The 26,714-nt window shown below is 47.5% G+C and carries 36 protein-coding genes and 1 pseudogene; 32 read left to right on the top strand and 5 right to left on the bottom strand.

The features are described from left to right. Window positions 1-32 precede the first annotated feature (32 nt). From WH37_RS09295 to WH37_RS09215, 18 genes and pseudogenes are all read left to right on the top strand, one after another. The gene (locus WH37_RS09295) at window positions 33-869 is read left to right on the top strand and encodes a terminase small subunit (RefSeq protein WP_046230228.1); all 837 of its coding nucleotides are present in this window, start codon (window positions 33-35) and stop codon (window positions 867-869) included. Further along, window positions 838-1,062, top strand: coding sequence for a hypothetical protein (locus WH37_RS09290; protein WP_046230227.1), 225 nt, complete (start codon window positions 838-840; stop codon window positions 1,060-1,062). Before WH37_RS09295 ends, WH37_RS09290 begins: the two co-directional genes overlap by 32 nt. A gap of 157 nt (window positions 1,063-1,219) precedes the next feature. Continuing rightward, window positions 1,220-2,503: a PBSX family phage terminase large subunit gene (locus WH37_RS09285; protein WP_046230226.1), complete on the top strand. Its 1,284-nt coding sequence runs from the start codon at window positions 1,220-1,222 to the stop codon at window positions 2,501-2,503. Between the two features lie 16 nt (window positions 2,504-2,519). Further along, on the top strand, window positions 2,520-4,082 hold the full coding sequence (locus tag WH37_RS34545) for a phage portal protein (RefSeq protein ID WP_074904685.1): 1,563 nt from the start codon (window positions 2,520-2,522) through the stop codon (window positions 4,080-4,082). Continuing rightward, entirely contained in the window at window positions 4,018-4,785 is a 768-nt protein-coding gene (locus WH37_RS37240; protein WP_331458041.1) for a phage minor head protein, read from the top strand. The genes WH37_RS34545 and WH37_RS37240 overlap by 65 nt, the downstream gene beginning before the upstream one ends. Before the next feature lie 15 nt (window positions 4,786-4,800). Beyond that, the gene (locus tag WH37_RS37030; RefSeq protein ID WP_269431287.1) at window positions 4,801-4,932 is read left to right on the top strand and encodes a hypothetical protein; all 132 of its coding nucleotides are present in this window, start codon (window positions 4,801-4,803) and stop codon (window positions 4,930-4,932) included. Window positions 4,933-4,971: 39 nt separating this feature from the next. Further along, on the top strand, window positions 4,972-5,514 hold the full coding sequence (locus WH37_RS09270; RefSeq protein ID WP_046230224.1) for a hypothetical protein: 543 nt from the start codon (window positions 4,972-4,974) through the stop codon (window positions 5,512-5,514). A gap of 539 nt (window positions 5,515-6,053) precedes the next feature. Further along, window positions 6,054-6,149, top strand: a pseudogene (locus tag WH37_RS37635) (head fiber protein); the annotation flags it as partial. Between the two features lie 40 nt (window positions 6,150-6,189). Then, window positions 6,190-7,539 carry a DUF2213 domain-containing protein gene (locus WH37_RS09260; protein ID WP_156182277.1) on the top strand — a complete coding sequence of 450 codons (1,350 nt, stop codon included), beginning with the start codon at window positions 6,190-6,192 and terminating at the stop codon, window positions 7,537-7,539. Window positions 7,540-7,554: 15 nt separating this feature from the next. Then, window positions 7,555-8,073, top strand: coding sequence for a structural cement protein Gp24 (locus WH37_RS09255; RefSeq protein WP_046230221.1), 519 nt, complete (start codon window positions 7,555-7,557; stop codon window positions 8,071-8,073). Between the two features lie 78 nt (window positions 8,074-8,151). Further along, entirely contained in the window at window positions 8,152-9,105 is a 954-nt protein-coding gene (locus WH37_RS09250) for a DUF2184 domain-containing protein (protein WP_197091354.1), read from the top strand. A 63-nt stretch (window positions 9,106-9,168) separates the two neighbouring features. Then, a complete protein-coding gene (locus WH37_RS09245; protein WP_143088426.1) occupies window positions 9,169-9,417 on the top strand; it encodes a hypothetical protein in 249 nt (82 codons plus the stop codon). Then, entirely contained in the window at window positions 9,417-9,911 is a 495-nt protein-coding gene (locus tag WH37_RS09240) for a DUF4054 domain-containing protein (protein ID WP_197091353.1), read from the top strand. The genes WH37_RS09245 and WH37_RS09240 overlap by 1 nt, the downstream gene beginning before the upstream one ends. A 15-nt stretch (window positions 9,912-9,926) precedes the next feature. Then, window positions 9,927-10,505, top strand: a complete 579-nt coding sequence (locus WH37_RS09235) for a hypothetical protein (RefSeq protein WP_052736899.1) — start codon at window positions 9,927-9,929, stop codon at window positions 10,503-10,505. Continuing rightward, window positions 10,502-10,861, top strand: coding sequence for a hypothetical protein (locus tag WH37_RS09230; protein ID WP_046230218.1), 360 nt, complete (start codon window positions 10,502-10,504; stop codon window positions 10,859-10,861). Before WH37_RS09235 ends, WH37_RS09230 begins: the two co-directional genes overlap by 4 nt. Before the next feature lie 4 nt (window positions 10,862-10,865). Next, window positions 10,866-11,390, top strand: coding sequence for a phage neck terminator protein (locus WH37_RS09225; RefSeq protein WP_046230217.1), 525 nt, complete (start codon window positions 10,866-10,868; stop codon window positions 11,388-11,390). A 15-nt stretch (window positions 11,391-11,405) separates the two neighbouring features. Beyond that, window positions 11,406-12,518, top strand: a complete 1,113-nt coding sequence (locus tag WH37_RS09220) for a DUF3383 family protein (RefSeq protein ID WP_046230216.1) — start codon at window positions 11,406-11,408, stop codon at window positions 12,516-12,518. Between the two features lie 18 nt (window positions 12,519-12,536). Then, a complete protein-coding gene (locus tag WH37_RS09215; protein WP_046230215.1) occupies window positions 12,537-12,974 on the top strand; it encodes a tail tube family protein in 438 nt (145 codons plus the stop codon). A gap of 34 nt (window positions 12,975-13,008) precedes the next feature. Here WH37_RS09215 and WH37_RS09210 read toward each other — a convergent pair whose 3' ends face one another. Beyond that, entirely contained in the window at window positions 13,009-13,536 is a 528-nt protein-coding gene (locus WH37_RS09210) for a stalk domain-containing protein (RefSeq protein ID WP_046230214.1), read from the bottom strand. Window positions 13,537-13,603: 67 nt separating this feature from the next. Here WH37_RS09210 and WH37_RS09205 point away from each other — a divergent pair, with 67 nt between their 5' ends. From WH37_RS09205 to WH37_RS09145, 13 genes are all read left to right on the top strand, one after another. Next, window positions 13,604-14,056 (top strand): phage tail assembly chaperone, encoded by a 453-nt coding sequence (locus WH37_RS09205; RefSeq protein WP_046230213.1) that lies wholly within the window; start codon window positions 13,604-13,606, stop codon window positions 14,054-14,056. Between the two features lie 172 nt (window positions 14,057-14,228). Next, complete coding sequence (locus tag WH37_RS09200; RefSeq protein ID WP_156182275.1) at window positions 14,229-15,980, top strand: phage tail tape measure protein; 1,752 nt, start codon at window positions 14,229-14,231, stop codon at window positions 15,978-15,980. 21 nt (window positions 15,981-16,001) lie between these two features. Beyond that, complete coding sequence (locus tag WH37_RS09195) at window positions 16,002-16,604, top strand: phage baseplate protein (RefSeq protein ID WP_143088424.1); 603 nt, start codon at window positions 16,002-16,004, stop codon at window positions 16,602-16,604. Between the two features lie 15 nt (window positions 16,605-16,619). Continuing rightward, window positions 16,620-16,964 (top strand): phage baseplate plug family protein, encoded by a 345-nt coding sequence (locus WH37_RS09190; RefSeq protein ID WP_046230211.1) that lies wholly within the window; start codon window positions 16,620-16,622, stop codon window positions 16,962-16,964. 12 nt (window positions 16,965-16,976) lie between these two features. Continuing rightward, the gene (locus WH37_RS33460) at window positions 16,977-18,458 is read left to right on the top strand and encodes a phage protein (RefSeq protein ID WP_052736898.1); all 1,482 of its coding nucleotides are present in this window, start codon (window positions 16,977-16,979) and stop codon (window positions 18,456-18,458) included. A 13-nt stretch (window positions 18,459-18,471) separates the two neighbouring features. Continuing rightward, on the top strand, window positions 18,472-19,014 hold the full coding sequence (locus tag WH37_RS09180) for a Gp138 family membrane-puncturing spike protein (RefSeq protein WP_046230210.1): 543 nt from the start codon (window positions 18,472-18,474) through the stop codon (window positions 19,012-19,014). 14 nt (window positions 19,015-19,028) lie between these two features. Then, window positions 19,029-19,388: a contractile injection system sheath initiator gene (locus WH37_RS09175; protein ID WP_046230209.1), complete on the top strand. Its 360-nt coding sequence runs from the start codon at window positions 19,029-19,031 to the stop codon at window positions 19,386-19,388. Next, on the top strand, window positions 19,388-20,563 hold the full coding sequence (locus WH37_RS09170) for a baseplate J/gp47 family protein (protein WP_046230208.1): 1,176 nt from the start codon (window positions 19,388-19,390) through the stop codon (window positions 20,561-20,563). Before WH37_RS09175 ends, WH37_RS09170 begins: the two co-directional genes overlap by 1 nt. 18 nt (window positions 20,564-20,581) lie before the next feature. Next, on the top strand, window positions 20,582-21,148 hold the full coding sequence (locus WH37_RS09165) for a baseplate wedge 1 family protein (protein ID WP_046230361.1): 567 nt from the start codon (window positions 20,582-20,584) through the stop codon (window positions 21,146-21,148). 24 nt (window positions 21,149-21,172) lie between these two features. Then, window positions 21,173-22,822, top strand: coding sequence for a hypothetical protein (locus WH37_RS33455; RefSeq protein WP_052736897.1), 1,650 nt, complete (start codon window positions 21,173-21,175; stop codon window positions 22,820-22,822). Window positions 22,823-22,890: 68 nt separating this feature from the next. Further along, complete coding sequence (locus WH37_RS09155) at window positions 22,891-23,115, top strand: hypothetical protein (protein WP_046230207.1); 225 nt, start codon at window positions 22,891-22,893, stop codon at window positions 23,113-23,115. A gap of 57 nt (window positions 23,116-23,172) precedes the next feature. Further along, the gene (locus WH37_RS09150) at window positions 23,173-23,664 is read left to right on the top strand and encodes a phage holin family protein (RefSeq protein ID WP_231594171.1); all 492 of its coding nucleotides are present in this window, start codon (window positions 23,173-23,175) and stop codon (window positions 23,662-23,664) included. Next, window positions 23,636-24,301 (top strand): M15 family metallopeptidase, encoded by a 666-nt coding sequence (locus tag WH37_RS09145; RefSeq protein ID WP_046230205.1) that lies wholly within the window; start codon window positions 23,636-23,638, stop codon window positions 24,299-24,301. Before WH37_RS09150 ends, WH37_RS09145 begins: the two co-directional genes overlap by 29 nt. Before the next feature lie 328 nt (window positions 24,302-24,629). On the opposite strand, the gene WH37_RS09140 is transcribed toward WH37_RS09145, so the two are convergent. The 4 genes from WH37_RS09140 to WH37_RS09130 all read right to left on the bottom strand — a co-directional run bounded on the left by WH37_RS09140 (window position 24,630) and on the right by WH37_RS09130 (window position 25,999). Next, complete coding sequence (locus WH37_RS09140; protein WP_046230204.1) at window positions 24,630-25,016, bottom strand: hypothetical protein; 387 nt, start codon at window positions 25,014-25,016, stop codon at window positions 24,630-24,632. Between the two features lie 212 nt (window positions 25,017-25,228). Continuing rightward, on the bottom strand, window positions 25,229-25,477 hold the full coding sequence (locus tag WH37_RS09135) for a hypothetical protein (RefSeq protein ID WP_046230203.1): 249 nt from the start codon (window positions 25,475-25,477) through the stop codon (window positions 25,229-25,231). Window positions 25,478-25,543: 66 nt separating this feature from the next. Next, window positions 25,544-25,720 (bottom strand): hypothetical protein, encoded by a 177-nt coding sequence (locus WH37_RS35455; RefSeq protein WP_156182273.1) that lies wholly within the window; start codon window positions 25,718-25,720, stop codon window positions 25,544-25,546. Window positions 25,721-25,765: 45 nt separating this feature from the next. Next, complete coding sequence (locus tag WH37_RS09130; protein ID WP_046230202.1) at window positions 25,766-25,999, bottom strand: hypothetical protein; 234 nt, start codon at window positions 25,997-25,999, stop codon at window positions 25,766-25,768. Between the two features lie 355 nt (window positions 26,000-26,354). Here WH37_RS09130 and WH37_RS09125 point away from each other — a divergent pair, with 355 nt between their 5' ends. After that, window positions 26,355-26,570, top strand: a complete 216-nt coding sequence (locus WH37_RS09125; RefSeq protein WP_046230201.1) for a helix-turn-helix domain-containing protein — start codon at window positions 26,355-26,357, stop codon at window positions 26,568-26,570. The last annotated feature ends 144 nt before the right edge of the window (window positions 26,571-26,714 follow it).

The raw sequence follows: 26,714 nt of genomic DNA, 5'->3' as shown, positions 1-26,714 counted from the left end.
AAAAACAACAAGACGGCGGTGGTGATGATGTAATGGCAAGAGCAAGAGACCCTAATCGAGACAGGGCATTTGAAATATGGAAAGAGCATAGTGGCGACATCGACCTCGTGAAGATAGCTGAACAACTTGGCGTCTCTTCGGGAACCGTTCGAGGGTGGAAATCAAAAGATAAATGGGATACGAAAAAGAACGGAACGCTCCGATCAAAAGAACGGAACGCTCCAAAGCATGCGAAACGTTCCGCAGGTAAGAAGGAGCAGAGCGTTCAGGCGGACGATGTTGATTCGAGTGATACAAATAAGACAGATAAATATATACTTTTCGCGCGAGAATATTTCAGGGACTACAATGCAACCAGAGCTGCGATGGTGGTTGGGTATAAAAAAACGATAGCTTATAATGCCGGATATAGGTTGCTCAAAAAGGACGAAGTACAGGCAGAGCTTAAGCGGCTTATAGATTCGCGATCGCAAGAGATTAATATTGACGTGCGCCGAATCGTTGATGAATACCTGAAAATAGCTTTCGCGGACATTTCGGACCTGCTCGTGTTCAAGGGAGATCTGCTAACGCTAAAGAGCAGCACAGAGGTAGATACTTCCGTCATTAGCGAGGTAAGGCAAAACAGATCAGGCGTGAGCATCAAACTCCACGACAAGACAAAAGCTCTCGAAAAGCTGGAACGCTACGTGAACTACATGACGGAAGAGGAACGCTTGAAGATAGATAAGATGCGAGCTGAGATCGCCATCCTTAATGGTGGCGGTGATGGCAAAGAAGAAGGCGATGACGGCTTTATTGATGCACTGAAAGGAACGGTGTCGGAGGCGTGGAACGATGACGAACCAAAAGAAGACAACGACGGTTAAGGCGCGCACGTTGTCGTGGGACGCCCCTAACGAAAAGCGTGAAATTGAAATAAGCATGGCAGCTCATACGTTATACGAAGCCCTCGTGCTTGACGACGGTCTTCACATTCGCCAAAAGATCAAAATAGCCCTTAACTTTTTAGGCTATCCCTTTGATTCGGATGACACAGATAAACAGAGCAATAACGAGTAAACGAGAGATCGTGTTACTTGCCAAAAGCTCTGTTTTTTCCATTGTTCCACGGAACGAAAATCGACGCTCAAGGCCGTATTTGACCAAATTCGGCAGACTGAATGCCAGACATATTCACAAAATGAAATATTTTGTACACAAGTAGGGGTGTTGCGGTATGGCTAAACTCTTAAAACCAACTTTCCGCTGGAAGCCATTTAGCCGGAAACAACTCCAAGTTCTTACGTGGTGGATGCCTGAAAGCCCACATCATGACAAGGATGCGATTATCTGCGACGGATCGGTAAGGGCAGGCAAGACGGCTTCCATGTCCTTCAGCTATATTGTATGGGCCATGGAGACTTTCAACGGGCAACAACTCGGGATGTCAGGCAAGACGATTGGATCGCTTCGGCGTAACGTAATTATTCCGCTCAAGTTGATGCTTGTGAGCCGAGGCTACAAGGTTTTTGAAAGCCGCTCCGAAAACACGATGACCGTAACGAGCAGCAAAGCGATAAATACGTTTTACCTGTTCGGCGGACGTGATGAACGATCACAGGACTTGATACAGGGTGTTACGCTGGCAGGCATGTTTTTTGATGAAGTAGCGCTTATGCCGCAATCGTTCGTTAACCAGGCGACAGCTCGATGCTCAGTGGATGATTCCAAGATTTGGTTTAACTGCAACCCAGCAGGACCATTTCACTGGTTCAAGCTTGAGTGGCTGGATCAGATTATCAAAAAGCATGCACTCCATATCCATTTCACGATGGATGACAACCCGAGCCTGTCCGAACGCGTCAAAGCGCGTTATAGACGGGATTATTCAGGGGTCTTTTACAAACGGTTTGTGCTTGGGTTGTGGGTGCTTGCAGATGGCATCATCTACGATATGTGGGACGATGACGAGAACACCTTTGACGACGATGATCTCGTTCCAGGTTTCAAACACTTGGCGCGTAGATATATTGCGATCGACTATGGGACAAGCAACCCAATGGTGTACCTGGATATATGGGACGACGGAGACGTGTGTTGGATCCTGCACGAATATTACTATGACAGCCGGGCGAAAGGTATCCAGAAAGACGATAGCCAATATGCGGGAGACTTCGAGACATTTGTCGGGATCGAGCATCCCCCTATTTTTACGGTGCTCGATCCCTCTGCGGCTAGCTTTAAAGTAGCCTTACGGAACAGAGGATACCGTGTAAAGGATGCGGATAACGAAGTAGAGGACGGCATTAGGATGATGGCTACCATGATCGCCAAGCGAAAGATACGTGTTCACCGAACGAATTGCCCGAACTTTTTGAAGGAACGTGCTAGCTACGTATGGGATAAGAAGGCTGGTGAGCGGGGCATAGAGAAACCAGTTAAGCAACTTGATCATGCGATGGACGGTGGACGCTATTTCGTGAAGACAATCATTAAGCCGCGAAGGATCGCAGCGGCATAGAGAGGAGGGGAGCAATTTGAGCAGACGGAAACGACGGCCTGTAACAACCGTATCGCCTACCACAGACGTCGCAGCACCGAAGCAGGGTAAGCCGACCGGATTAACAACGGACACCTTCTCCAACGTCATGGCGCGATTGGGGTTCAACACGGCGAATCTGATGGAGGGCACCGAATATCCACTCACGAGACTGACGCAACAGTTTAACCTAATGAACAGCCTGTACCGTAATCACTGGATCATACGCAAGATCATCGACACGATACCGCAAGATGCTTGCCGCAACTGGATAACCATAACATCGCAGCTTGACCCGGAGCAGATACGCAAGGTGGAAAAACTATGGAGGACGCGGAAACTTAAAGCAAAAGTGCTTGAGGGCTTGCGCTGGGGGAGGCTCTATGGTGGAGCTGGCGGCGTCATTATGATCGAGGGTCACGACGATATACTCGATCAACCGCTCGAACTGGATATGGTTATGCCGGGAACGTTTAAAGGCTTACAAATCCTTGATCGATGGAGCGGCATTTATCCGGACGAAGAGGTCATTTCGGATATCAATGATGCTGATTTTGGACTGCCTGAATACTATCAAGTCACGACCGATGCTGGATCATGGCGCGTCCATCATTCCCGCATCATCCGATTTACAGGGCGGCAACTCCCATATTGGGAAAAGCTGGCGGAAGTACATTGGGGAGAGTCGGAAGTAGAGGTTATATTTGACGAGCTCAAGAAGCGCGACAATACGAGTTTTAACATTTCGTCACTGGTCTTCCTGGCCAACCTGCGAGTGATGAAGATGGGCGACCTCGGACAACTGCTAGCTGTCCAGGATCAGCAAGGGCAGAGCGATCTATATAATACGCTGCAGGCGCAAAACTGGTTGATGTCCAATATGGGTATCCATGTAATGGACAAGGAGGATGCGTTTGAGACGCACCAGTATTCATTTGCGGGGCTTAACGACATATACGAGAGCTTTATGCTAGATATAGCTGGAGCCGCTCAGATACCTGTTACAAAGCTATTCGGACGCGCTCCAGCAGGAATGAATGCGACAGGCGAATCCGATATGGAGAACTATTACGAGGTCATCCAGCAGGAACAAGAATCTGTCATAGCGCCAATCCTTGATAAGTTACTGCCGATTATGTTTGTGTCTGAGTTAGGCGCGGTGCCGGACGATTTTGATTACACCTTTAACCCGATCCGCACGCCGTCAGACAAGGAAATTGCGGAACTGTCAGAAAAGAAAACACAATCGATCCTTGAGGTATATAACGCGGGTTTGTTTGGCCGCAAGATAGCACTCAAGGAGCTCAAGCAGCTTGGAGAGTCAACGGGCATGTATACCAACATTACGGATGAGGATATCGAAGAGGCTGACAACGATCTGTCTGCAGGCGAGATTGAGGGATTTGGCGGCATGGGGGTGAATCCTTATGGCGAAGAAGAACAAGAGCCTGTGGGCGCCTACTCTCCGGATCGAGCAACAATACAAAACCGCCATTATGCGGGCGACTCGCGACCTGGAACGTTCCGTGGCTGGCTCCGAAAGTTTAGAAGACATCCTTAAGGCGATACGTGCTTATTTCGTGAGCGAGCAGTTTAATGAGTACGCCGACGCAGCAGCTATGCAGATGGTCACACATTTATTTCGCGATAGCGGTCGTACGTGGCGACAAGCAGCTCGCGAGAACAGCAAAGGGAGAATCATATACGAAGCGCTCCAAAAGGAAATGCAAGGGCCTGTAGGCTCTCAGGTGAGGCTCTTAACTAAACGCAATGCGGAATATATCAAATCAATGCCGTTGCATTTGGCTCAAGAGGTTAATAAAAAGGTGCTGGAAGAGAGTTTAAAAGGCACACGAGCGTCAGACATCGCGGAGATGATCCGTAAAGACTTTCCGCATATGACGTGGGTTAAAGCTAATCTGATAGCCCGCACAGAGACAAGCAAGACTTCCACGGCGCTCACAGAGGCACGGAGTGAGTATATCGGGGCCGCATGGTATGTGTGGAACAGCTCGGAAGATCAGCGAGTGCGTGAATCGCATGCGAATATGGACGGTGTACTCGTCCGTTGGAGCGATCCTCCGAGCCCGGAAGCGTTGGTTGGTGAAAGAAACTACGGCACATACCCAGCAGGAGGAACGTTTAACTGCCGTTGTTTTCCTTCTGTTTTGCTCGATCTGGACGATGTGCAATGGCCTGCAAGAGTGTTCTACGGCGGGAGCGTCCAGCGAATGACGCGCAAGCAATTTGAACGGATTATGTAAAGGAGGAGATTTTGCATGAAATATACGGAACGCGTAGGTGAGATAGAACAGACATATGAAGCTGACACCCCAGAAGAAATTGCGTCTTTAATACGAACATTGAATCCATACTCTATAGAAATAGATGCGGAAAACAAAGCGGAATAATAAAATTTCACGATAATTATGCAGAGGAGGTTACCACACATGACAGTACCAGGATATAACAACCTTGATCCGATCCCGGCTAAGTGGCTTTTGCCCGATGGCACGCTAACGGACAAGATGCCGATAGATCCAACAGGCGGGGGCGGCGGTTCGCAAAAAGTAGATATCACTGGTTCGGGCGGGGATGTTTCAACAGATCAATACATGCAAAAAGCAGCGACCACCACCGGTCTCGATACGAACGCGCGGGTACTGGGTTCATTCGGTGGGAATGCGGTGCCTATTCGTGCGGATGAGTTTGGCAACCTTTTTATTACGGCTGCGCCCTCTGCAACGTTACTCGATGGCGCGAAGTCGCAGGGAACGACAGCGGCGGCACTCGCTTCGTCTACGGCTATTAAGACGGTGCTCGTTCAGAGCGACCCGGGCAATACAGTAAACATACTTGTTGGTAATGCGACGTCTCAGAGTATTGTTCTCGTACCGGGTGCGAGTGAAAAAATTGAGGTTGACGATTTAGCTAAGGTTTTTGTTAAAGCAGCGACAGGAACGGCGACGGTAAATTACCATGCGGGGGTGTAAAAGAGATGGACCTATTTAATCCTCCAGGCACATCAAAGACGTATGTAGATGGCGAAGATGCCAAGAGGGTAAGCAAATCCGGTGATACGATGGCAGGACAACTTGTCATTGCTGATCCTGTGCAGCATTCCAAGATTATTGCCGCTATGTACAACGATGGTAACTATAACGGTCATCAGGACGCGCCGACAAACCTTGATATAGGGAGTATTTATATTCAATTGGGCGGAACTGAGTATGGCGCAGGCTCTTACCGCCTTGTAGGGGCCGGGTTCAGACAAAGTGATTCTAATCATGCTCCTGTTGTATTTGGTTATCAGGAAGCTTCGAGAAGCGGTCATACAAGCGGTGATTTTCTTGTGGCAACTAGAAATGTAACTACGGACACAGCACCAACTACTCAGTTTAGAGTTCGCGCAAACGGTCAAGTTGAGTTGGAAAATGCTGCATATGCTCCGGCAAGTGGCAAATCGGTTGTAAATAAAACTTATGTCGATGCACAAGTTGCACCTAAATTAACGGCCACACAAGGCGCTGCACAAGCGGATAGCACCGCAACAGACGTTGCAGGACTTGTGGCAGACTTTAACGCACTACTCGCAAAGCTTAGAACGGCTGGGATTATAGCAACTTAACGGACGCCTTAACAGGCGTTTTTATTTTGCCCGAAAGGGGGTGATTACAACGAAAATAGCGATGGATAGGCAAGTTTACTACGGGTCGCGCTTCTCGCCGAACATGACCATGACGCCTAACGGATTCCTTATAGCGCATGGGGTTCCGATTGCTCGAACGGGATATTACGAATACCTTGCCAGCGAGATCGGCGGAAGCGGAAACGATATCGTTAAGGTTTTTCGTAGCCCGGAAGAAGTGTTTAGCCCTGCGGCTATGGCAAGCTTCACCGCTGCACCAGTGACCGACGATCATCCCTCCGAAGCTGTAACGTCCAACAATGCCACGCGATACAGCAGAGGCGTCGTGCAGGACGTTAGACAAGGCAAAGGAGTTGACGCCGACTTGCTTATAGCTGATTTGGTTATTCACGATGAAACTCTGATTAAGGAAATAAAAGACGGCAAGCGCGAAGTGTCTGCAGGTTATACATGCAACTACGTCGACAATGGTGACGGAACGTATAGCCAAAATGATATCCGCGGAAATCACGTCGCTGTGGTGAGCGCTGGAAGGGCCGGGGATAGGGTTCGGATAAACGACGCCGAAATCGATCCAGAGAAACGAAATAATCAAGCTGCCGACAGCCTTCCGAACGGAAGCTTTGAATATGCAGGCGGGCGAAATAAGCCCGAACAAACAAAGGAGGAAAAAGACAAAATGAATAAAAAGATTGTATTGCCACGTAAACAGCGTTCCCGCGTCACTGATATTCTTGCCGCTATCGGCCTGAAACAGTTCGCGGCAGACGCAGAGCCGGAAGAAATCATGGATGCCGTTGAAACAATGGCCGACGAAAGAGAAGAAGGTCGCGAGGAAGAGAAAGAAAAGGAAGAGGCGAAAGACGCCGATCCTGCGCTCGCTGCGCTTGCTGAGCAGGTCGCTAAACTGACGTCTATCGTTGAGGCTATAGGCAAGAAAGAAGAGCCTGCCGACCCACTAGACGCGCTCGAAAGCGAAATACAGCGCCTGCAAGGTGACGATGATGATCCAGAGGGCAGCATGACTATTCCGGCGTCTGAAATGGTCGATGACAACGAGCCGGGTCCTGTACAAGATCCCGAAGATCGCCCAGAGTCGGCGCTTGACAATGCGTACATGCTCCAAGCTTTGAAAGCCATTAAACCGATCCTCGCAGCTATCAAAGACCCGGCCGAAAGAAAGCTGGCCGCTGACGCTGCCATTGCAAGCATCAAGGGCCGTCCGGACAACAAAGCTTACGCAGGTATGATGCAAAAACGCCAGAAGCCAAAACAGACAGGTGACAGTGGCGCTAAGTCAGTTGACCACTCTGAACTTGGCCGTAAAATCGCAGAAATGCACAATCCGCACTACAAAAAACAACAATAAGGGAGTTGACCCATAATGCCAGGAGCAGTAATTGGTAAAGTTCTTAATCTCGGATATGCGGGCGGTGTTTCGCGTGGCGACGATACAATTATCACAAATCGCGTACTCAAAGCGGGGTCTAATAACGTTGCATTTGGTGATGCCGTTATCTTGCAAGCAGATAATACATGGGGCTCGATCACTGGTGCGTCAACAGCGGCAGAGTTCGCGGGCGTAGCGGTGCGTGAAGTCAAGCAAAGCGTTAACTACCTCGCACAAGCAACATCCGCAGGATACGTAGGTAACGACCCTACTGACGTCATCGAGCGCGGTAGCGTTACGGTATTTTGTAATAACGGCACACCAACAGCGGGTGGCGCGGTATTCCTTCGCATTTTGGCTAATGTCGCTATTCCGAACGGTAAAGTAGGTCAATTTGAGGCTGTTGCCGACGGTACGAACACGATTGAAATCACGAACGCAAAATGGAAAACTGGCAAACTTGACGCGAATAAGATTGCAGAACTTACAATCTTGACGCGCAACATGCCTTAATAGGGAGGGGACAGAATAATCATGACAATTCCAACACTACAACGCAAAGAATACGCCATCCCTATGCAGGGCGCAGGTATGCTAATGACTGACTCCGCCATCGGAACGGGCATGGCTTTCCTAAATGGGGAGCTTGAAAAGCGAGATCCTCGTTTGCTGGAGCCGTTGCAATCCGTGACATGGCAGCGTGATATTGTCGCCAAGACAGGCGGAGGCTGGGTAGAGTTCACATCCAACTACTTCTCCGACTACGGCACGACGGGCGGCAATGATGCCGGCATTATCGGCGGCGAAACTACTGATATTCCGATCATGCAAGCCAACATTACAAAGGACGTATTCAAAGTGTTTGATTTCGCGAACATCTTGAAGGTGCCTTTCGTGGATCAAGCCAAATTGCAAACAATCGGCCGTAGCTTGGACAATATCCTCGATGAGGGTATTCGGTTGAACTATAACAAGTCAATCGATAACATCGTATACACAGGATATGCAAGCCTTGGCGTAACTGGTCTTGTTAACAGTCCGCTCGTAACATCGTCGGTAGCTCCTAACGGCCTCAGCGGTACTGCTACATGGGCTACTAAGACTCCGGATGAGATCCTAGATGACGTCAATTTCATCATCAACGCGACGTGGGAAGCGTCGGAATATGACCTTACAGGTATGGCAAACCATATCCTAATCCCACCGCAGCAGTACGCATTGCTTGTTGGTCGTAAAGTAAGCGATGCGGGCAGCGTGTCCATCTTGCAGTTCCTTATTGACAACAACATTGCGCGTAACCAAGGAATCGACCTTGTCATCGTGCCGTCGCGTTGGTGCGTGGGTGCAGGTGCAGGTTCCACAGACCGTGTGGTCGCTTACGTCAACCGCGAAAACCGCGTTAACTTTGACTTGCCTGTACCGCTTAGCCGTGTTATGACGCAGCCGAACGTACAACAAATGAGTTATTTAACCGCCTATGCAGCCCAGCTCGGTCAATGTAAAATCTTGTACCCTACTACTATGCGCTACCTTGACGGCATTTAAAAAAATCAACGTAAGGCGGGGCGAATGCTCCGTCTTTTTCTTATTCAGAGAGGAGCATTTAAATTGCGTATTTTTTCCAAAGCAGCATTGCAATTCGATCACCCGAAAGATTTCAGCGTGAAAGCGTCGGTTCGACCGGGCGAATTTAAAGACGTTCCGGATTGGGTGGAAGATTCAGTCATGTTTAAACTGGCGTCGAAAGACGGAACGGTCATGCTTGTTGATAGCAAAGCTCAAGAGATCGCCGCCGAGACTCCTGAGACTAAACAAAAGTCAGTTATAGGCAAAAGAAGCGCTCCGGATAGCGAATAATGAACGGCGATCCGTATTATGGTCACATGCCACAAAGCGTCGTAAACGGACTTATCGCGGAAGCGGCAAACGTAAAGATTGGAACAAATCCTCCATACACATTAGCGGATTTTAAAGGGATATATCCGCAGTTTGATGGGATTGTGCCTGATCCGGTCATCCAGATGTATATCGATTTGGCGAACGCCTGTATCCTGCAAGTGCGCTGGAAAAGCGCGTGGAAAATCGCTATTGGGTGGTTTGTCGCACACTTCTTGACGCTTTACCTGCAGGGAGCGGCAGACCCGGGAAGTGACGCAGGGCAAGTGATGGCTGTCGGACAAGCAAAGGGCCTGAATACGTCGGAGGCGGTCGGCGATGTGTCTGTAAGCATGGATTATGGATCAATCGGACAAGACCTAGACGGGTGGGCGGCGTGGAAATTAACGATATATGGACAGCAGCTTGCTACAATGGGTAAGCTATACGGCAAAGGCGGCATGTACGTTTATTGAGAGGAGGGTCTGGATATGTTCGGCGCTTTTGCAAGGGTGACGACCACAGCGGACAACACGGGCGATTTGAAGAAGATTCTGGACGGATTGGCCGACGTACAGGTTTATGTTGGCGTTCCAGAAGGCGGCGGCGACCATGGCGGCGGCATATCTAACGCAGAACTACTATACATCCAATCCCACGGCGTACGATCCAAGTCGATGCGCGAGGAAATGAATCCCGACATTGAGAGCGGCCGCAAAACATACAGCCAAGCCTATGAGATGTATATCCAATCTCATGGCTCTCCATTGTGGCATATACCGCCTAGACCTGTGCTGGAGCCTGCCATTGAAGCCAATAAGGACAAAATATCCAAACAGATGCAGCGAGCCGCACAAGCTGCATTAGATGGGAATGATATCGGTCCTGAATTGCACAAGGTAGGTATGATGGGCCAAAACATTGCGCGTGGTTGGTTTGTTGACCCTCGAAACGGCTGGGAGCCCAACTCGCCATTGACTGTCGCTAAAAAAGGCAGCGACCGTCCACTCATCTCAACTGGGGAATTACGCAAATCAATCCAATTTGTAATTGAGGATGGTAACTCATGATTAACGTAAAAAATGTTGTACTGTCCCGTAATTTCGCCCAGCCTAAAGGTTTTATTGTCCATCGCCAAACCGGATCATGGGTTCGCGGGACATGGCAATCGGTCGAAGAGGCGCCTATAACTTTATCTGGGACGATTATTGTAGCGACAGCCGACGACCTGGAGCAAGTGCCGGAGGGCGACCGCGTGAAAGGTGCAATGGCGTTCTACTCTCCGCAACAGATATATGTTACGAGAGAAACTGGAACGTCCGATCAAATCGACTGGCGCGGGGAACGGTATCGCATCTATCACGTAGCGCCATGGGAGGACTTTGGTTATTACAAAGCTATCGGCGTCCGCATGCTAGGGGTGTGATCAAATGCTAACGCTAAATCAAATAACAGATATGTTTTATGCATTAACCATGACGCTGCTTGGGTTTGATCCTGATGACCCGACCAAACAAGACCGGGTGAGGACGGCATGGCCTGCTGTAGGCGCTCCAGCTTGGGAGAGGACAGATGATGTCTGCTTTATGCAGGTGACCTTGTCGCCCGATCAATACACGCAACAAATTGAATCCACATACTCGCCGCAAGGACTCCTGATACAAAGTTTTACGGAGGTTGCAGCTGTATCGTGGATTTTTTACGGGCCAAGCAGCTTTGATGATTCGCGTAAAATCCGTGCAGGCTTATTCAAGCCAAGCACATTCGAGACGTTATCATTGCAGGACACCTATCTCGTCACTGATGTGCCGGAGCCTGTGCGCAGCCCAGAGTTATTTAATGGGCAATGGTGGGATCGGTCAAATCTATTCGCGCGTTTTAACATCAAAACGGAAATCAAAGAGGCAATCCCGCATTTAGAAACTGCGGATATTGTCGTTATACCGAATCGATAGAAAGAAGGTGTTATTTTGTCTGACCAATCATTAGATAGCATTGTACAGGTGACCGTCACCGTATCGCCCACACTAGCATCTGCACCTAATTTTAATGTCGGGCTGATTGTGGGTAGCTCCACTATTATATCGCCGTCCGAGCGCGTTAAGCTCTATCGTAGCTTAGAGGAGATGACATCCGATGGGTGGATAGGGTCTGAGGCGGAGTATCTAGCGGCTCAGGTGTACTTTGCACAGTCCCCACGTCCTACTATGTTAGCTGTAGGTCGCCAAGACGAAACGGTGCCAGAGACGCCCGTACAAGCCGTTACAGCCTGCCGCATGGCGAATGGCGAATGGTACGCTTGCTTTGTTACAGGCGTACTCACTGATGCCGAGATTCAAGCCGTGGCGATGTACATTGAGTCCGCTGCGACTTCCTCCGTTTATTTTTACGGGACAAGCAACAATGATATTTTAACGGCCACGGCTCCTAATATCATGGACACACTTAAATCAGCTAAACTCAAGCGCACATTTGGGCAATGGGGCGTTGATCCTTTCGGTTCAGTCGCGGCTATGGGTTATGCCATGGGCGCTAATACAGGACTTGCAAACTCATCTTTTACGATGGCGTATAAGTCAGAGGTGGGCATCGATCCGGATGACCTTACAACCACGCAATTGACAAATATCCTAAATTACAACGGCAACGCTTATACCGGATATGGCGGTAAATATCAATTGCTTGTACAAGGTACAATGGCAGATGGTACACATTTTGACGAGGTTATCAATCTCGACATGCTCGTGGCCGAAATTCAAATCGCTGCGATGAATCTGCTTGTCAGCTCTCCAAAAATACCGCAAACAGAAAGCGGGATGAGCCAGCTCATACAGGCGATTACCGTACCATGCGAGGATGCACTTACACGAGGCGCAATCGGCCCCGGCGTATGGACTGCAGCTCCAATACTAGGGTTGCAGACGGGCGATGGCTTGCCTAATGGCTATCTGATTCAGGCCGAGTCATTAGCTACTCAATCCCAAGCTGACCGGGAAGCACGTAAGTCTCCGCCAATATACATCGCTGTCAAGATGGCCGGGGCTATTGAGTTTGTAGTCATCGGCGTTATCGTCAATCGATAGAGAGGAGAGGACATATAAATGGCATACTCTACTTATAGTTTTGAGGATATTAGCTGCACAATATCGCATCCGCAATTTGGGCAATTTGTGGCAAATGGTACGGGGATCGGCTCCATTTCGACAGTCATGACAACGGATAGGTCGGCGCATGATCTCGCAGCGGATGGTGTGGTAATGGTTTCCCGGATTAAAGCGCGCAACGGAACACATGCTATTTCAGCTCAACAAACATCAGAGCTCAATAGATGGTTGCTCCGGCTGTTTAACTTTTTGGATTCCCAATCTACTGCGCAATGGGCAAGGATCACGATTACAATGCGAGCGCCACAAATGGGGGAAATGATTACCTCGACGGGTGTGTCGTTTCAAAAGCTACCTGACCGACCTTACCAGCAACAAGGGCAGCAAGTTAACTGGACTCTTATGGCCGCGAATATCTCGCAACAAACAATTTAAACAAAAAAGCCGCCATAAGAGGCGGCTAATTATTTTATTGTGCCCAAGTTGACCAATAGTCTGAAAATGCGGCTTTAGAACCCCGACTATACATTTTGTAATCGTCGAGTACGAATAAAAATGGAGCATAATCAGGGAGTCCGGCTTCATTGGAATAAATCGCAATATTATGAAGCCAATCTAATTGTTCATTGCTTACGCCTTCCAATAGATTGGCTTCATTGTTGTAATATAGATCTTTAAATTTTTTCACTTTTTCAACATTTAGCTCACCGTCGTATCCCGAAGATGAACTGATTAATACCGTTTGTGTTTTTTGATCCCATTTAACATTATAACCGAGAGCTGAGGCCAGATCGGCAGCAGAAACATAATTCCGGTATCCTTTTTCGCCGTGTTGCTGGGCGGCGATAACGTCTGTTTCCAGCGTTTTACCGAGTACTTTTACTTTAACAGTATCGGTCACATAAGCGGACTTGAGCTTTCCTTGTCCGCTCCAGGCAACAGACGTTAAGGAGAAAAGTGAAACGATAATTGCAGTAATGATGGTTAATTTTTTCAAGACAATTCGCCCCTTTGACATTTTATATTTGGGGTTATTTTATCAGATGATTACATGGAGGTAAAGTATGGAAAAGTATAAAGACGTGAAAATTAATGAGCGCACATTCCGAATTAATAAATTCCCAGCTCGTACTGGAGCTTTTGTTATTGTCAAAGTGACTGGGATGCTGGCCCCTATTTTTAAAAGCATAAACGCCGAATCCTTGAAAGACATTAAGTCCTTATCCGGAAGCCTTGATGTTGCCGGAATGATAGAAAAGATTTGTGCTATCTCCGAAAGTGATTTTAATTACCTGCAAGATAAATGTTTAGGGGTTTGCAGCGAAGTATTGCCGGGCGGTCTAGCTCCAGTCATGAATGAAAATGGAACGTTCGGCGTTATTGATTTCGATGACGATACGATGTCTGTTTTGGCGTTGATTTCGCACACTCTTATTTTCAATCTTTCACCGCTTTTTCAAGGGGCGGGCTTGGGTTCGATTCTCCAAACAATATCGACTTCATCCCCGCGCGACTAGTCAACGTAGACGACTTTCTTTTTGCTCCAGTTATTGCGGGTTTTTGGACGCACCGAGACATTGTTACCGATGTGTTTACGATTGATGATTTGCTAGACGCGCATGAGATTTTACAAATTAAATCAGAAAATCAGCGGCGAGCATCAGAGGCGGCAAGGATGAGACGGGGTGATTGAAAATGATGGATACTATTAAAAGTTACTTGATTTCCCTCGGTTTTGACGTTGATAAAAAATCATACGACGAAACAAAAAAGACAATATCCGAAACCGAGAAAAACTTATCTGACCTAGCGGCCAAATCAGCGAAGCATTTTATAGCAGCTGGTGCGGCGGTATCGGCTTTTATGGTGGCCGCTAATGTCGGTATCGCAAAGTTGGTGTCAAATCTAGCTGCTGCTGATTTGCAATCGGAGATGCTCGCCCGTCAACTGTGGACTTCGCGCGATTCAGCTGAATCCTTTAAAAAGACACTGGACGCAATGGGAGTCACGCTGGAGCAGCTTTATTTGAGCCCGGAATTGGCGTCAGGGTTCCGCGAATTGCGGTCTCAAATAGAGGGCATGCGACCTCCTCCTGAATTTCGGAATCAAATGAAATTTATTCGGGATATCCAGTTTGAATTTACCCGTTTAAAATTATCGGCTCAGTATGCGCTCCAGTGGATAGGTCACTATCTGATAAAAAACTTGTCTGGCCCGCTGAATGATCTAAAAAAGCGGATGCAAGATTTTAATAAGCAGTTTATTGAGGACATGCCAAAATGGACGGAACGAGCCGCTAGATTCCTCACTTCCTTTGTTAATGCGGGACGACATTTGCTTGAATTTTTCGGAGATATGAAAGAGCGTATTGGCAGTCTGCTTGATGCGATCCCTAACAACGTCAAAGGTGTCGCGGCGGCGGTAAGCGGTATAGCCATGTTGCTTAGTACGGGCCCTTTTGGCATGATCATCGCTATGCTAACCATGGCTATCCTGTTAATCGATGACTTTTACACGCACATGGAGGGCGGTAAATCTGCACTTGGACCAATGTGGGATAAGTTGCTTGAGTTTAAAGACAAACTCTCCGAAACGGGCGACCTGGAACGTTTAAAACAATCTTTTACCGGATTGATGGACGCATTGGATGAAGTGATTACCTCGTTAGGTAAAATCCTATTAACATTGACGGGTAGTGACAGCATCGAAGAAGCGTTTGATAAACTCGCTAAAATATCGTTTGAGTCTCTCTTATTCGGTCTCAAAACCTTGGAAGGCGTATTAAAATCGATTGCCGACATTTTAGGTATAATCGACAGTATCATACAAGGTAAAACGGGTGAGTTTTTAATAGAGCGCGGAAAAACCGCTGAAAAAGAGCTGCTTGAAGAAGGGGCCGACTTTGAAGATCGCGGATATTGGGGGAATATCTGGCGCGATGCAAAAGAGTTTTTCAATCCAAAGGATATGTTTACTTTCGGCGGCACCGGGTCTAAACAAATTGATATGGGTATCGGGGCATGGGTAGAGGCATTATTTCCGCAAAAAAAAGAAACATCCTCCACCATTAATAACAGTGATGCAAACACTGGCGGAAATGCTATCCAAACATCTGCAGGTGTAGATCAAATCAAAAAACTTGGGATAGATACAAAAGTCGGAAATAAGACGCTTGATAAGATTGCTGATGATAGTAAGTATTTATCAAATATTTCATCCGCCATGAACATTGTAGCGGCGTTATCAACAATGGATTTTTTAACAAAAGGATCATATGGCGCTATGTATGCGACATACCCACAATCTGACGGTTCTAGTCCTCAATTGGTTACACTCAATCAAAATAACAATATATACGGTAGCGATCCACAAGCAACTGCTGATTCCGTTGTTGGCAAAACGGAGATAATACTCAGAAACACTAAGAGCTGGAGCGTCTAAAAATGATGGAGGTGGAAACCGATGGCAGACAAAGACCAAAAAATAAATCCGATACTTGACCTTAACGCGCCGAATATCAGAAGGCTCGTTTACTTAAAGACGAATATCGGAGGCTGGTTTATGGACGCCTTTATTCGTTCGACGCATACAAGCCGGCTAAAGATTACAAGTCATCCAACACAGGTGGGGGCTAACGTCACGGATCATGCCTATTTGGAACCACGGGAGTTGGTCATGGAAGTGGGTATGACGGACGTTGCTAAAAGCATTATAAAAGGTCAATTTACCGGAGGATATTCACGCTCTGTCCAAGCTTTTAAGGTTTTAAAAGCCTTGCAGGCGAGCAGAGTGCCTATCCAAGTCCACACACGTCTAGGCACATATCAAAACATGCTGATCGAAGTCATATCAGCTCCTGATGATTACAAGACAATGTTCGGTTTGCGGTGTACCGTGACCATGCGAGAATTACTTGTGGCACAGGTCAAGACGGTCAAAATTAGCGCTCGTCCTACTGTTACATCTGACGCCAATCGTGGTGTCCAGGAGAGCCAGCAGCCTAACCAATCCCTTCTGAGTATCTGGCTAGAGCAGATAACGGGAAATTCTGCGATATCCTCATAGGGAGATGATATGTAAATGGCGACAAAGGTAATTCCCTTGATTCCGTCCACAAACCAAACTCTCGTATGCACGCTTCCGGTGGACGATCAAAATATAACGCTCCAATTCAGCTTTACGTACAATCACATCGGTAAATATTGGTGGTTTTCCGTTATTGAGATGCCATCAAAAGTATTGTTATTAGATTCGGCTCCGCTGGTTGTAGGTTTTTTTCCGGCTGGCAATCTCCTGCGACAATTTTCATACATGGAGATCGGCAGTGCTTTTATCGTACCTGCAAATGATAATTTCATAAGAGATATACCTAATTTCGATAATTTAGGTACGGATTTTTATTTAATGTGGTCGGATACGGAGTAACGAGGTGATTTCATGGCGGGGTTATCGCAGGAACAACAAAACATAAAAAACATTGGCGTATCAGAGGCGCAACTGCAAGGTGTGGATTTGAATATAGTGCTAGCCACGCTAGAAGCCGAGACATCATTTCGCAATATTCTAGGCGACAGTGGTAACGCGCTCGGACCGGGCCAGGTCTGGAGTAAGTGGCATAACGCCGATTTTATATACATTGCTAATCGGATGCGGCTGAATTGGCCAACCACATTGGAGGATAGACAAAAGTTTGTGTTGTCTAACAACCAATTTGCTACAGCGGTCGCAGTTAGAGTGATAGGCAAGATTTGGAATAGTGCCAGAAAGGATTTCAGGCGGTTTTCGTTGGCTTATGTAGGCCCCAAAATACCAGATAGCGATTATAACCGCCGATATAACATCTGGCTCAAATATCAGGGAACGGGGTCGCTTGAGGTTAATGCTTCACCTGGCGCAGGAGACGTATCATTAACGCTTGGAAACACTCTAAACGCAGGCAATCAAGAGATCAATTCAATTGACTTCCCACCTACAAATTTCGGGGTTGTAGCGGGAAGCGAACGCACAGGAAACGTCCTATACGGTCGCCGTTATAGGGTTCTCGTCAGCAGCCCTTCTGGGGTAGCGCTTGATGTTTCTCAGCTCCGCTGCACATTCCGAATCAAAAAAACAATCAACCAGTCTCCTAACTTTTCGGAGATTGTCATATACAATCTTAACGCAGCGACCGAAAATGCTATTATCCAAGAGGGTAACCGTGTGATTATCGAGGCGGGCTATGAAGGTAATCAATACGGCCTATTATTTGACGGGGATGTAGTGCAAACCATACGAGACAAAGAGGATTCCGTTACTTATCGTCTGACGTTGTATGCGCTGGACGGGGATCGCGGGTATAATCAGGGATTCATTAATTTTTCGTTGACTAAGGGACAAAGTCAGCGTGAGGTCGTTGAGAGCGTCGTTAAAAACTCAACTGTATCCACACAATTAAACTCAATCTCCGATGATTTATCTAAGCAAAAATTAACACGTGGAAAAGTGATGTTCGGCATGATGAAGGATTATCTCCGGCAGCTATCACAAACAAGTGAAGCGAGTTTTTATCTGGAGGATGGTAAAGTCAACATCGTTAAAATGTCCGATCTCCCCGAAGGCGAGGTTATAAGCCTTACGCCGGACTCTGGCCTTATCGGCACGCCGCAACAAGCCGACTTAGGCATAACATTCCGTTGCCTGCTAAATCCGAGCATAAAAATTAGCGGTATGGTGCACCTGGATAGCAGCTTAATACGCGCTCAAGTATTTCAACTTGGACAAGTTCAGCGGTCACTTGACGGAGACGGGCTTTACCGGGTTATTAGCGTTGATCACATCGGGGATACACGCGGGGACGATTTTTTCACGGAAGCAACTACAGTAAGTCAGGCAGGCGGAATTCCGAATCTCATGACTTCACCAGGTGCTAATCCTTTTTGATAGGAGGGTTTTTATGGCTGTTCCGATAAGCGAACGCATACCAAATAACCAGGAAGATATGTATCGCAGCATGTTCGACGCATTTTCATCAAACCTGCGTGTAGCGATGCCGGGAATCATTCAATCATTTGACCCTGTTGAGCAGACAGTCACGGTGCAGCCAGCAATACGCGAGCGCGTACAAGACGGGAAATTACAATCTAGTTGGGTTAACCTCCCCTTGCTTTTGGACGTGCCTATAGTGCTGCCTCGCGCTGGAAATATGGTGATGACGATGCCTATCGCGGCAGGCGACGAGTGTTTAGTGATATTCGCGGATATGTGCTACGACGCATTTTTTAGCAATGGAGGCATCCAAAACCAAATTGAAAAAAGACGGCATGACCTTTCGGATGGGATTGCCATCATAGGCATGTGGAGTCAACCGAATGTAATCGAAAATTATTCGACGACATCGGCGCAATTAAGGAATTTAAACGGAACGCAATATGTGGAGATATCAGACAATGCCGTTAACCTCGTAGGTAATGTACGGGTTAATGGAAATCCGCTCTAAAGGGGGCGATTGCCATGAGATACAGGAAGCTGGATCCAACCGGAGACTATCAGTTTGGTCGCAACAAAAACGATTTTCTCGTCGATGTGGGAGCAGTAGCACAAGCAATATCCACTAGCTTAAAATTGCTTGAAGATGAATGGTGGGAAGATACACAAATAGGACTACCTCTCTTTCAAAATATACTAGGTCAGCCGGGCACCCCTGAAAATGTACAGGCCGTTGACTTGCTTGTGCAAGGGATTATATCAAATGTCGAAGGCGTGAGGGGCATTGAAGACTTCGAAAGCCTCTACGAGAATCGAAAATACGTTTTAAATTGCACTGTAGAAACGATATATGGAAGCGTACAAGTGAATGAGGTGATTTTTTAATGACGTATTCCGCTCCGACGGTAACCGCAAGCGGCCTAACTACCCCGACGTACGAAGATATTCGCAATAAACTTATTGCGGACGCCGAATCCATATTCGGACCTGAAGTCTATTTGGAGCCGGATAGCGCAGATTATCAATGGATATCATCGGTTGCAAGCATGGTTTTCGACTCTTTTTTATGCGTTCAGAGTGCCTATAACAGCCGGGGGCCTGCGACGGCGATTGGAACGGGACTTGATATTATTGTTGGCATCAATGGTATTTCGCGAAGACCAGGAGTCGCTTCCAGCGCAATAGTAACGGTAACCGGGACAGCAGGTACGGCAATAAATAGCGGCATAGTTGAGGACAACAACGGAAATCGATGGTCGCTTACAAATCCGACCATCATAGGTCAAGCAGGATCGGCAACATCATTAGCGACATGCTTAACTGCTGGCGATGTCGTAGCCTTTGCTGGAGAGATCAACAAAATTATAACTCCTACATTGGGCTGGACATCGGTAACTAATCCGGCTGATGCTACTATAGGGTCTTTCCCAGAGTCAGACGCCGAACTTAGAGCGCGTCAAGCAATCAGCACAGCACAACCTAGCCGTACGGTCATAGAGGGGCTAGACGGTGGTATAGCGGCTCTCGCTGCTGTTACGAGGTTTATAGTCTACGAAAACGATACAAATGTCGTAGACAGCGACGGGTTGCCTCCACATAGCATTACATGCGTTGTAGAGGGTGGCACAGATCAAGATATTGCGGATGTTATTTTTAGTCGCAAGACGCCGGGGGCCTACACAAATGGTGCTGTCGCGGTAACCGTAACAGATCAATACGGCGTGCAGTCTACGATCCGATTTGACCGACCGACTGATGTTGATATCGTTTCAGTGATTAATGTTAAGCAGCTTAATGGATATACGACAGATACAACGGATCAGATAAAGGCGTCAGTAGCGGAATTTTGCAGCAGTCTGGACATTGGAAACGATCTGCACATATCTTCAATTTGGGGAGCTGCATTATCTGTTAATGCAATTCCTGCAAACCCAACCTTTGCCGTCACATCCGTAACAGCTGCAAAGAGTGGCGATATACAAGGCACTACGGACATCCCGATATCTTATTCGCAGGTGGCAAAAGGAGACCCTGCTAACGTAACTGTCAATGTGTCCTAGCGCTTAAGGAGTGATAGTATGGCTGAGATTAAAGAGTATCTGGATTTGATAACCAGTCAATACCGCCTGAAAAATCGGTTTATTGCGTGGCTATCCGATACGCTAAACATGATTAACGATGGCATGATTACTACTGATGGATTGCCGAGTGATTTTGGCATTGATACTGCTGTAGGCGTCCAGCTCGATCTATTAGGGACGATCATCGGACGTAGCAGGCGCCTGCCGTTTAATCCCGCCAGCGGCGGCTCATCTATCTTGGGCGATGACGATTACCGGATTGCGCTTAAGGCTAAAATTGCAATTAACAACTGGGACGGTACCATACCGGGCATGTATGCCGTATGGGATGCAACATTTCCTAACGCTAATTTGCAGATCATCGACAATCAGGACATGTCCATGCAAGCCATTGTCACAGGCCCGCTGTCAACAATCGCGCGCGAGATGATCGCAGCCGGAATGATAATCCCAAAGCCTATGGCGGTCGGCTACAAGATAATCGAGTCAACGGATATCAATACAAACCTGTACACCGGAGTCCTAGTCACCGGAACAGGAGTAACCAATATAACAGCAAATTAACCGGAGTAGAGAGGGGTTAAGCAGATGGCAAACTATACAGAGTCAGCAGTTACAACACTTGGACAGGCTTTGATTGCTAAAGGGCAAGCTGGTGCAGCGATCAATTTCACACGTATGCAGATCGGCTCCGGCCAACTTGGCGGAGGAAACCCAGCATCCAGGACAGCGCTAATAACGCCGATTGCTTATTTTAATATTAATTCAATCGCGGTAAATGCGAATACGGCCAGTGTGCTAGGCATTTTCGAAAATGCAGGGCTCCCTACCTCGACGTATACATGCGAGATCGGGGTTTTTGCCCAAGACCCGGATTTAGGCGAAATCCTGTACGCTTATGCAAATGCAGAGACGCAAGGGGATACATTTCCGCCTATTTCATCGGGTCCGTATTCGCTTCAATTCCGAATGAATGTTGCGGTGGGTAATACGACGACCGTTACGGCAACGATCCCACCGGGTGCATATATTCCCGAATCAGAGGCATCCGTTGACCCAGACCCTAACACGATAGTACGGCGTACTTCGGGCGGACAGGTCAAGGCTGCGGCTCCTGTTGTTGCCAATGATGCAGCGCGGAAAGCCGAAATCGAATCACCGCCATTTGTGACCACGACAGGGACGGGCGCGGCATATGTTGCAACGTTCTCGCCTGCCTACACCGCACTCGTTCCGGGGACTAGGATCACGGTTAAGATTCATATGGCTAACACGGGCGCTGCTACTGTAAATGTAAATGGACTTGGAGCCAAGCCGATGCTGAAATCTAATGGCAATCCATTATCGGCTGGAAATCTAAAATTGAATTCCGTTTATTCGCTTGTATACGACGGAACGTCTTTTATCTTACAGGGTGAGGGGGGTGAATACGGAAATGCAATAGCGCCGCAAGTTCTTGCGCCCAATACATTTGGCACTGAGGCCGGAGTAATGGCGGGCACAATGCCCAATAGGGGTGCTGTAACGATCACGCCCGGACAGACCGTGCAAACGATAGCGGAAGGATACCACAACGGCTCAGGAAGCGTCTCAGCTGTTTTGTTTGACGCTGCGAAGGTTGCTGCCGACACTACCATTGCGGGCAAGCAAGGCGCGATGCCCCTTCGCGGAGGAGAAGAGTATCCTGGATGGGTAAGGGCGGAAATGGGACCTGTATTAGGAGCAGCGGGGAGGATACATTTGCGCTCTCCATTGGGAGCCTACCTTGACGGCGGAGGGGATGGTGCTGGCTACATGGGTATCTTTGCTGATGACCCTGATTATATTGCTTCAAACATTCGGCAGGGCGTTGACGTGTTCGGGCTTGTCGGAACGATGCCAGAAGGGTATCGCGTAGTTTCTGGCAATGCATTATCGTCAAGTAGCGGCATTTTTTTTCCCACTAAAAACGGAGATCAATTCTTGCAATATATCGAAATAACAGGTTTTAATATGGCTTCAATAGCTATGGTATTTAGTCAAGCAAATGATGCTACTGGTATTGTATCTCTGTATTCGCCGTTGACAACACAAGACGGCCAAGCTGGATATGACTATTATACGGAAAATCCTACTGCATCTGCTGGCAACAAATACTGGACGCAAGCTTCGGTAGGTAAGTCTTTAACTGCAAATTACATTTGTATGCCCACATTCGGTGCAAGTATAGCTCACAAATACATTGTCGTCGGGAAATAGGAGGGTCTTATGAAAAGATGCGGCATGGTGCAATCGGGATCTATTTTAATTTAGAGAGGTGATTGATTATGGTAACTTGGTTAGTATATGCCACGGAAAAATCAATACCGCGCATTGTAAAACTTGATACCGAAAAACAGGCGCTACAATTTATCGGTAATGTTGTTATCGGTAATCACCCAGAGACAACGATACAAAACGTGTATGAAATCGATGTGGAGTCCGGCACAATGAAAGTAGTTGAAACATATCTCGATGGATTGACGCTTAGTTTTAGGCCTAAAACCGTATAATGTCGTCCATAATCATACCCTACTAAAATAGGGTTTATTTTTTTGGGAGGAATAATGATGACAGGGAAAACAATTTTTGGAGCCATCGGCGCCGTAGCGGTGCCCGTTTTTGAATACATGTATGGGGCAGGCGAAGCAGTGATTACAGCAATGGTTGCACTCACATTTTTTATATTAATGGATTGGCTCAGCGGAGTGCGGGCGGCAAAAAAAGACTTTAGCTACAGCAGTAAATACGGCATTGATGGGATATTTCGGACGATGTTTATGCTGCTGCTGCCAGCTGGGGGGCATTTAATTGATAAAATGTTTAATCTGCCCGGCATCCTGTTCGGAGCGCTCACAGCGGGGCTCCTGTACCACGTTATACAATCCATGGTAGCTAACTCACTGCGAGCTGGCTGGGGGGAGTGGCTGCCAATTAACGTGTTAGAGACGCTGCTCAAATGGGTAGGTTCGGAGCTGGATAAAAAGATTAATAGAGCTGCCGAACGCGGCGGCGTTGTAGGGGGTGGTGTTGATGCTGACACTGACGCAGGTAAAAAATAAGTCAGCGGCACGGCTGGCGGGATTGCTTCCCGTCGTCGCAGCGGCGTCAGAACGCCTGATAGAGCGCTGCTATGCTCGCGGTGTATCAATTGTCATTACGCAAGGATACCGTTCAGCAGCGGAGCAGGACGCGCTCTACGCGCAGGGACGCACCAAGCCAGGAAGCATCGTCACCAATGCACGCGCCGGCTACAGCTATCATAATTTTGGCGTGGCCATCGACTTCGCGCTGCTTTCCTCTGATGGGAAGCAGGTGCACTGGGATACGAAGCGTGACGGTGACGGAGACGGCACGGCGGACTGGTCAGAGGTGGTGCAGGAGGCTAAGGCGCTTGGCTTCGCTTGGGGCGGGGATTGGACTTCATTTAAGGATTATCCCCATTTTGAAATGACGTTCGGAATTTCAACTGGGCAATATAGAGCTGGGCAGCGTCCAACAGCGGCGCAACTCGCGGCAGCAACATCAAAAATAGAGGCGGGTGATATTGTGATTAAAGTAGAGGATGCCAACGACATTATCCAGTATTTAAAAGCAGCGTGGGCGGTAGCGAAAGGGAAAAACAATGCTGCAGGCATGAAAGAGGCTAACCGGTTGGCGAACGTGCTGCGGAAAGCCAGCGGGCAGAAAGAGCAGTAATTTATCATTACAACCAAATTGCTAGAAAACCGAATAAAATACAACCAAACTCAAAGTTTGGCAAAACTGACGTGAATTATTCCGGAATATATTCCGGAACGTGAAAGCCCTGCTAACCATTAGGTCGGCAGGGCTTTTTTTATTTATTGTTTTCCACGTTTTGATCGTGTGTCTTTATAATCCTCGATTTGTTTAACTGTCCATAATGGCCCGCTTGCGAGTATTTGCTCAGGCTGCGGAAACTGTCCTCTTTTGATATAAACGGAAACCTGTTGCTTTGACCACCCAAGTATACCGCCAGCTTCCGATAGCCCCACAAGGGGCGGTATTAGTTTCCCAGAATTACAAATGAAGACTCATCTTCGATATAAGAAGCATCACCGTTAATGTATACCGTATGACTAAATGCTTCTTCAAGCTTCGTGCGGTAATGCGGTTTTGTCCATTCGAGTCTTAATTCAATGTGCCCCCTTGGCGTGTCGTTATCTACAGTTGTAGTGCCGTCAGGTGCGACTTTAAAACTTTGGGCTCCATCGGGCAGTGTTTGTACATATTTAAGTTTGGCTGTCATTGGATATCCAAAACTAATATGTCCCCTCGTCGATCTTTCGAGTATCCGTGAAAAATTCCTTTTGATTGCTTCGACAAGGTTGTTTCCCTCGATTGTCATCTCCGTACCCCATGTTGTGTTTCTGCACTGTACTACGTATTCCATTTTCATTCCGCCTCTCATTTGTTTAACTTTGTAAAACAAATATAGCATGCCCAGCAGCGAACGTCAACTGTTTTTATGGAAATAAAAAAGCCCACATCGGCTGCGGGCTGCGCTCGTTCATCATTTCCGGTAAGTCCTTGCGAAAGCTGCCAGGCTGATTACCAGAGCAGCTATGCCAATAATGAGAGTTGCTGTTTCCATGAGAACACCTCCTAATATGCGATATCGAAAGCACTTAAAATGTCATGCAGGCTTTTTGACATAGCAGCTTTATGAAATGATGATTTATCATCGTCATCAGCACAACCGTATTTCACTTTCTTGACGACTCGCTCCAGATCGTCAGCCAAGTCTTCAATTTCATCTCTAGCAACGTTATTTTTGCCATCCTGCAACATCGCTTCGCCTCTTAACATCCCTATCAATCCCGTCACGCGATCATTTTCACAAGTGTTGTTCATCGTAATTCCTCCTGAGGGCCCGGAAGGGCCTGCGTTATTTATTTTCCAGCTTCGAGCAAATCTTACCTACTCGTAAGTCTCGATTTTGACGCAAGTCTTAAAAATTTCCTTGCCGTCACACCATCCGAAGTTGAAGGGTGTGCCGACAAAATACTCCTCTGCTTCTTCGGCCGTCCCGTTGAACCGCGTATGACTTGTATCTCCGTCATTGTAGAAAACCTTTACTCCGAGACGCTTTTGCATGTACAGCCCTCCCTGCGTAAGCTCGCCAGCATATTGAAGGGAGCGCTAGGCTCCCGTTACCGCAACGATTAAACGGTGAATCTCCTCAAACTCCGCACGGCTGATACGTCTGAGGGCATTTGCAGCACTGCGAACGTTGGTGCTCTCTTCCTCGCGGTAGTAACGATTTCCGCGCTGGGTGTACCAAGTTTCGACTCTTCCAGATGTATATACCAAATCGATCTCGCCATCCGGATTTGTTACGACCTGATGAGCGCCGTAATATTTTGTTTTGGACATATAGATACCTCCCGTTTATTTTATCCTTGCCTTATGCTAAGATTGGGAGGAGGGAGCCGTTAACTCCCTCCGAGGGAACCTATTTACGTTTGCGTGGGCGCTTACGTGGGGTTCCTTTCTTTTTGTCCTTTACCGCTAACCGGAACAGCATAGTCGCTGTTACTAGTTGGATGATTACGGTTAGGAGCCCAATCCATTCTTTCAAGTTGTTCACCTCCTTCGGAAGCTTATTTATCTCACTTCCTGAATATAATATACCATATATGAGATATTAATGCAACGCTTATGAGATAATATATTTACTTTGTGAGATATCACGCTTATAATGTGAGAAAAGCTGAATGGAGATGGAAGTATGGCGATATCATACAAACCGTTGTTTCGGTTGCTAACAGAGAGAGAATTGACGAAGAGTCAGTTTAGGGAAGCAATTGGTATGGGTACAACCCAGCTTGCCAAAATGGGGAAGGGCGAGTATATAGCGTTGGAACTTATTGATAAAATTTGCGCCCATTTCGATGTTCAACCAGGAGACGTTATCGAGTACGTAAAAGAGCCGAAGGAGATTTAATTCCAACGGCTCTTTTTGTCGTTTATTAGGACTTATTATTCATAACGCATCTTGCAAATAGAGTTGACGTCATGCAATGATGATGAAAAAGAGAAAGCGGCAGCGCACACCCAGCCAAACGCAGCTTAGACGCTTCAAGGCCGT

It is taken from the genome of Paenibacillus algorifonticola (assembly GCF_000971975.1).
Taxonomy (GTDB): Bacteria; Bacillota; Bacilli; order Paenibacillales; family Paenibacillaceae; genus Pristimantibacillus; species Pristimantibacillus algorifonticola.
The sequence above is the reverse complement of the archived record's forward strand: the minus strand, read 5'-3'. Positions and strand labels throughout refer to the sequence as shown.

Excerpts from the sequence above, each read along its gene's own strand:
- WH37_RS09235 (WP_052736899.1), top strand. The coding sequence starts at position 9,927 with ATGTTCGGCGCTTTTGCAAGGGTGACGACCACAGCGGACAACACGGGC.
- WH37_RS09195 (WP_143088424.1), top strand. The coding sequence starts at position 16,002 with ATGGCAGACAAAGACCAAAAAATAAATCCGATACTTGACCTTAACGCG.
- WH37_RS09130 (WP_046230202.1), bottom strand. The coding sequence starts at position 25,999 with ATGTCCAAAACAAAATATTACGGCGCTCATCAGGTCGTAACAAATCCG.
- WH37_RS09295 (WP_046230228.1), top strand. The coding sequence starts at position 33 with ATGGCAAGAGCAAGAGACCCTAATCGAGACAGGGCATTTGAAATATGG.
- WH37_RS09230 (WP_046230218.1), top strand. The coding sequence starts at position 10,502 with ATGATTAACGTAAAAAATGTTGTACTGTCCCGTAATTTCGCCCAGCCT.
- WH37_RS09215 (WP_046230215.1), top strand. The coding sequence starts at position 12,537 with ATGGCATACTCTACTTATAGTTTTGAGGATATTAGCTGCACAATATCG.
- WH37_RS09165 (WP_046230361.1), top strand. The coding sequence starts at position 20,582 with ATGGCTGAGATTAAAGAGTATCTGGATTTGATAACCAGTCAATACCGC.
- WH37_RS09140 (WP_046230204.1), bottom strand. The coding sequence starts at position 25,016 with ATGGAATACGTAGTACAGTGCAGAAACACAACATGGGGTACGGAGATG.
- WH37_RS09290 (WP_046230227.1), top strand. The coding sequence starts at position 838 with ATGACGAACCAAAAGAAGACAACGACGGTTAAGGCGCGCACGTTGTCG.
- WH37_RS09175 (WP_046230209.1), top strand. The coding sequence starts at position 19,029 with ATGAGATACAGGAAGCTGGATCCAACCGGAGACTATCAGTTTGGTCGC.
- WH37_RS09145 (WP_046230205.1), top strand. The coding sequence starts at position 23,636 with ATGCTGACACTGACGCAGGTAAAAAATAAGTCAGCGGCACGGCTGGCG.
- WH37_RS09170 (WP_046230208.1), top strand. The coding sequence starts at position 19,388 with ATGACGTATTCCGCTCCGACGGTAACCGCAAGCGGCCTAACTACCCCG.
- WH37_RS09180 (WP_046230210.1), top strand. The coding sequence starts at position 18,472 with ATGGCTGTTCCGATAAGCGAACGCATACCAAATAACCAGGAAGATATG.
- WH37_RS09225 (WP_046230217.1), top strand. The coding sequence starts at position 10,866 with ATGCTAACGCTAAATCAAATAACAGATATGTTTTATGCATTAACCATG.
- WH37_RS37030 (WP_269431287.1), top strand. The coding sequence starts at position 4,801 with ATGAAATATACGGAACGCGTAGGTGAGATAGAACAGACATATGAAGCT.
- WH37_RS09285 (WP_046230226.1), top strand. The coding sequence starts at position 1,220 with ATGGCTAAACTCTTAAAACCAACTTTCCGCTGGAAGCCATTTAGCCGG.
- WH37_RS09150 (WP_231594171.1), top strand. The coding sequence starts at position 23,173 with ATGACAGGGAAAACAATTTTTGGAGCCATCGGCGCCGTAGCGGTGCCC.
- WH37_RS35455 (WP_156182273.1), bottom strand. The coding sequence starts at position 25,720 with ATGCAAAAGCGTCTCGGAGTAAAGGTTTTCTACAATGACGGAGATACA.
- WH37_RS09270 (WP_046230224.1), top strand. The coding sequence starts at position 4,972 with ATGACAGTACCAGGATATAACAACCTTGATCCGATCCCGGCTAAGTGG.
- WH37_RS09250 (WP_197091354.1), top strand. The coding sequence starts at position 8,152 with ATGCTAATGACTGACTCCGCCATCGGAACGGGCATGGCTTTCCTAAAT.
- WH37_RS09125 (WP_046230201.1), top strand. The coding sequence starts at position 26,355 with ATGGCGATATCATACAAACCGTTGTTTCGGTTGCTAACAGAGAGAGAA.
- WH37_RS09255 (WP_046230221.1), top strand. The coding sequence starts at position 7,555 with ATGCCAGGAGCAGTAATTGGTAAAGTTCTTAATCTCGGATATGCGGGC.
- WH37_RS37240 (WP_331458041.1), top strand. The coding sequence starts at position 4,018 with ATGCGGGCGACTCGCGACCTGGAACGTTCCGTGGCTGGCTCCGAAAGT.
- WH37_RS09135 (WP_046230203.1), bottom strand. The coding sequence starts at position 25,477 with ATGAACAACACTTGTGAAAATGATCGCGTGACGGGATTGATAGGGATG.
- WH37_RS09190 (WP_046230211.1), top strand. The coding sequence starts at position 16,620 with ATGGCGACAAAGGTAATTCCCTTGATTCCGTCCACAAACCAAACTCTC.
- WH37_RS33460 (WP_052736898.1), top strand. The coding sequence starts at position 16,977 with ATGGCGGGGTTATCGCAGGAACAACAAAACATAAAAAACATTGGCGTA.
- WH37_RS09240 (WP_197091353.1), top strand. The coding sequence starts at position 9,417 with ATGAACGGCGATCCGTATTATGGTCACATGCCACAAAGCGTCGTAAAC.
- WH37_RS33455 (WP_052736897.1), top strand. The coding sequence starts at position 21,173 with ATGGCAAACTATACAGAGTCAGCAGTTACAACACTTGGACAGGCTTTG.
- WH37_RS09155 (WP_046230207.1), top strand. The coding sequence starts at position 22,891 with ATGGTAACTTGGTTAGTATATGCCACGGAAAAATCAATACCGCGCATT.
- WH37_RS09205 (WP_046230213.1), top strand. The coding sequence starts at position 13,604 with ATGGAAAAGTATAAAGACGTGAAAATTAATGAGCGCACATTCCGAATT.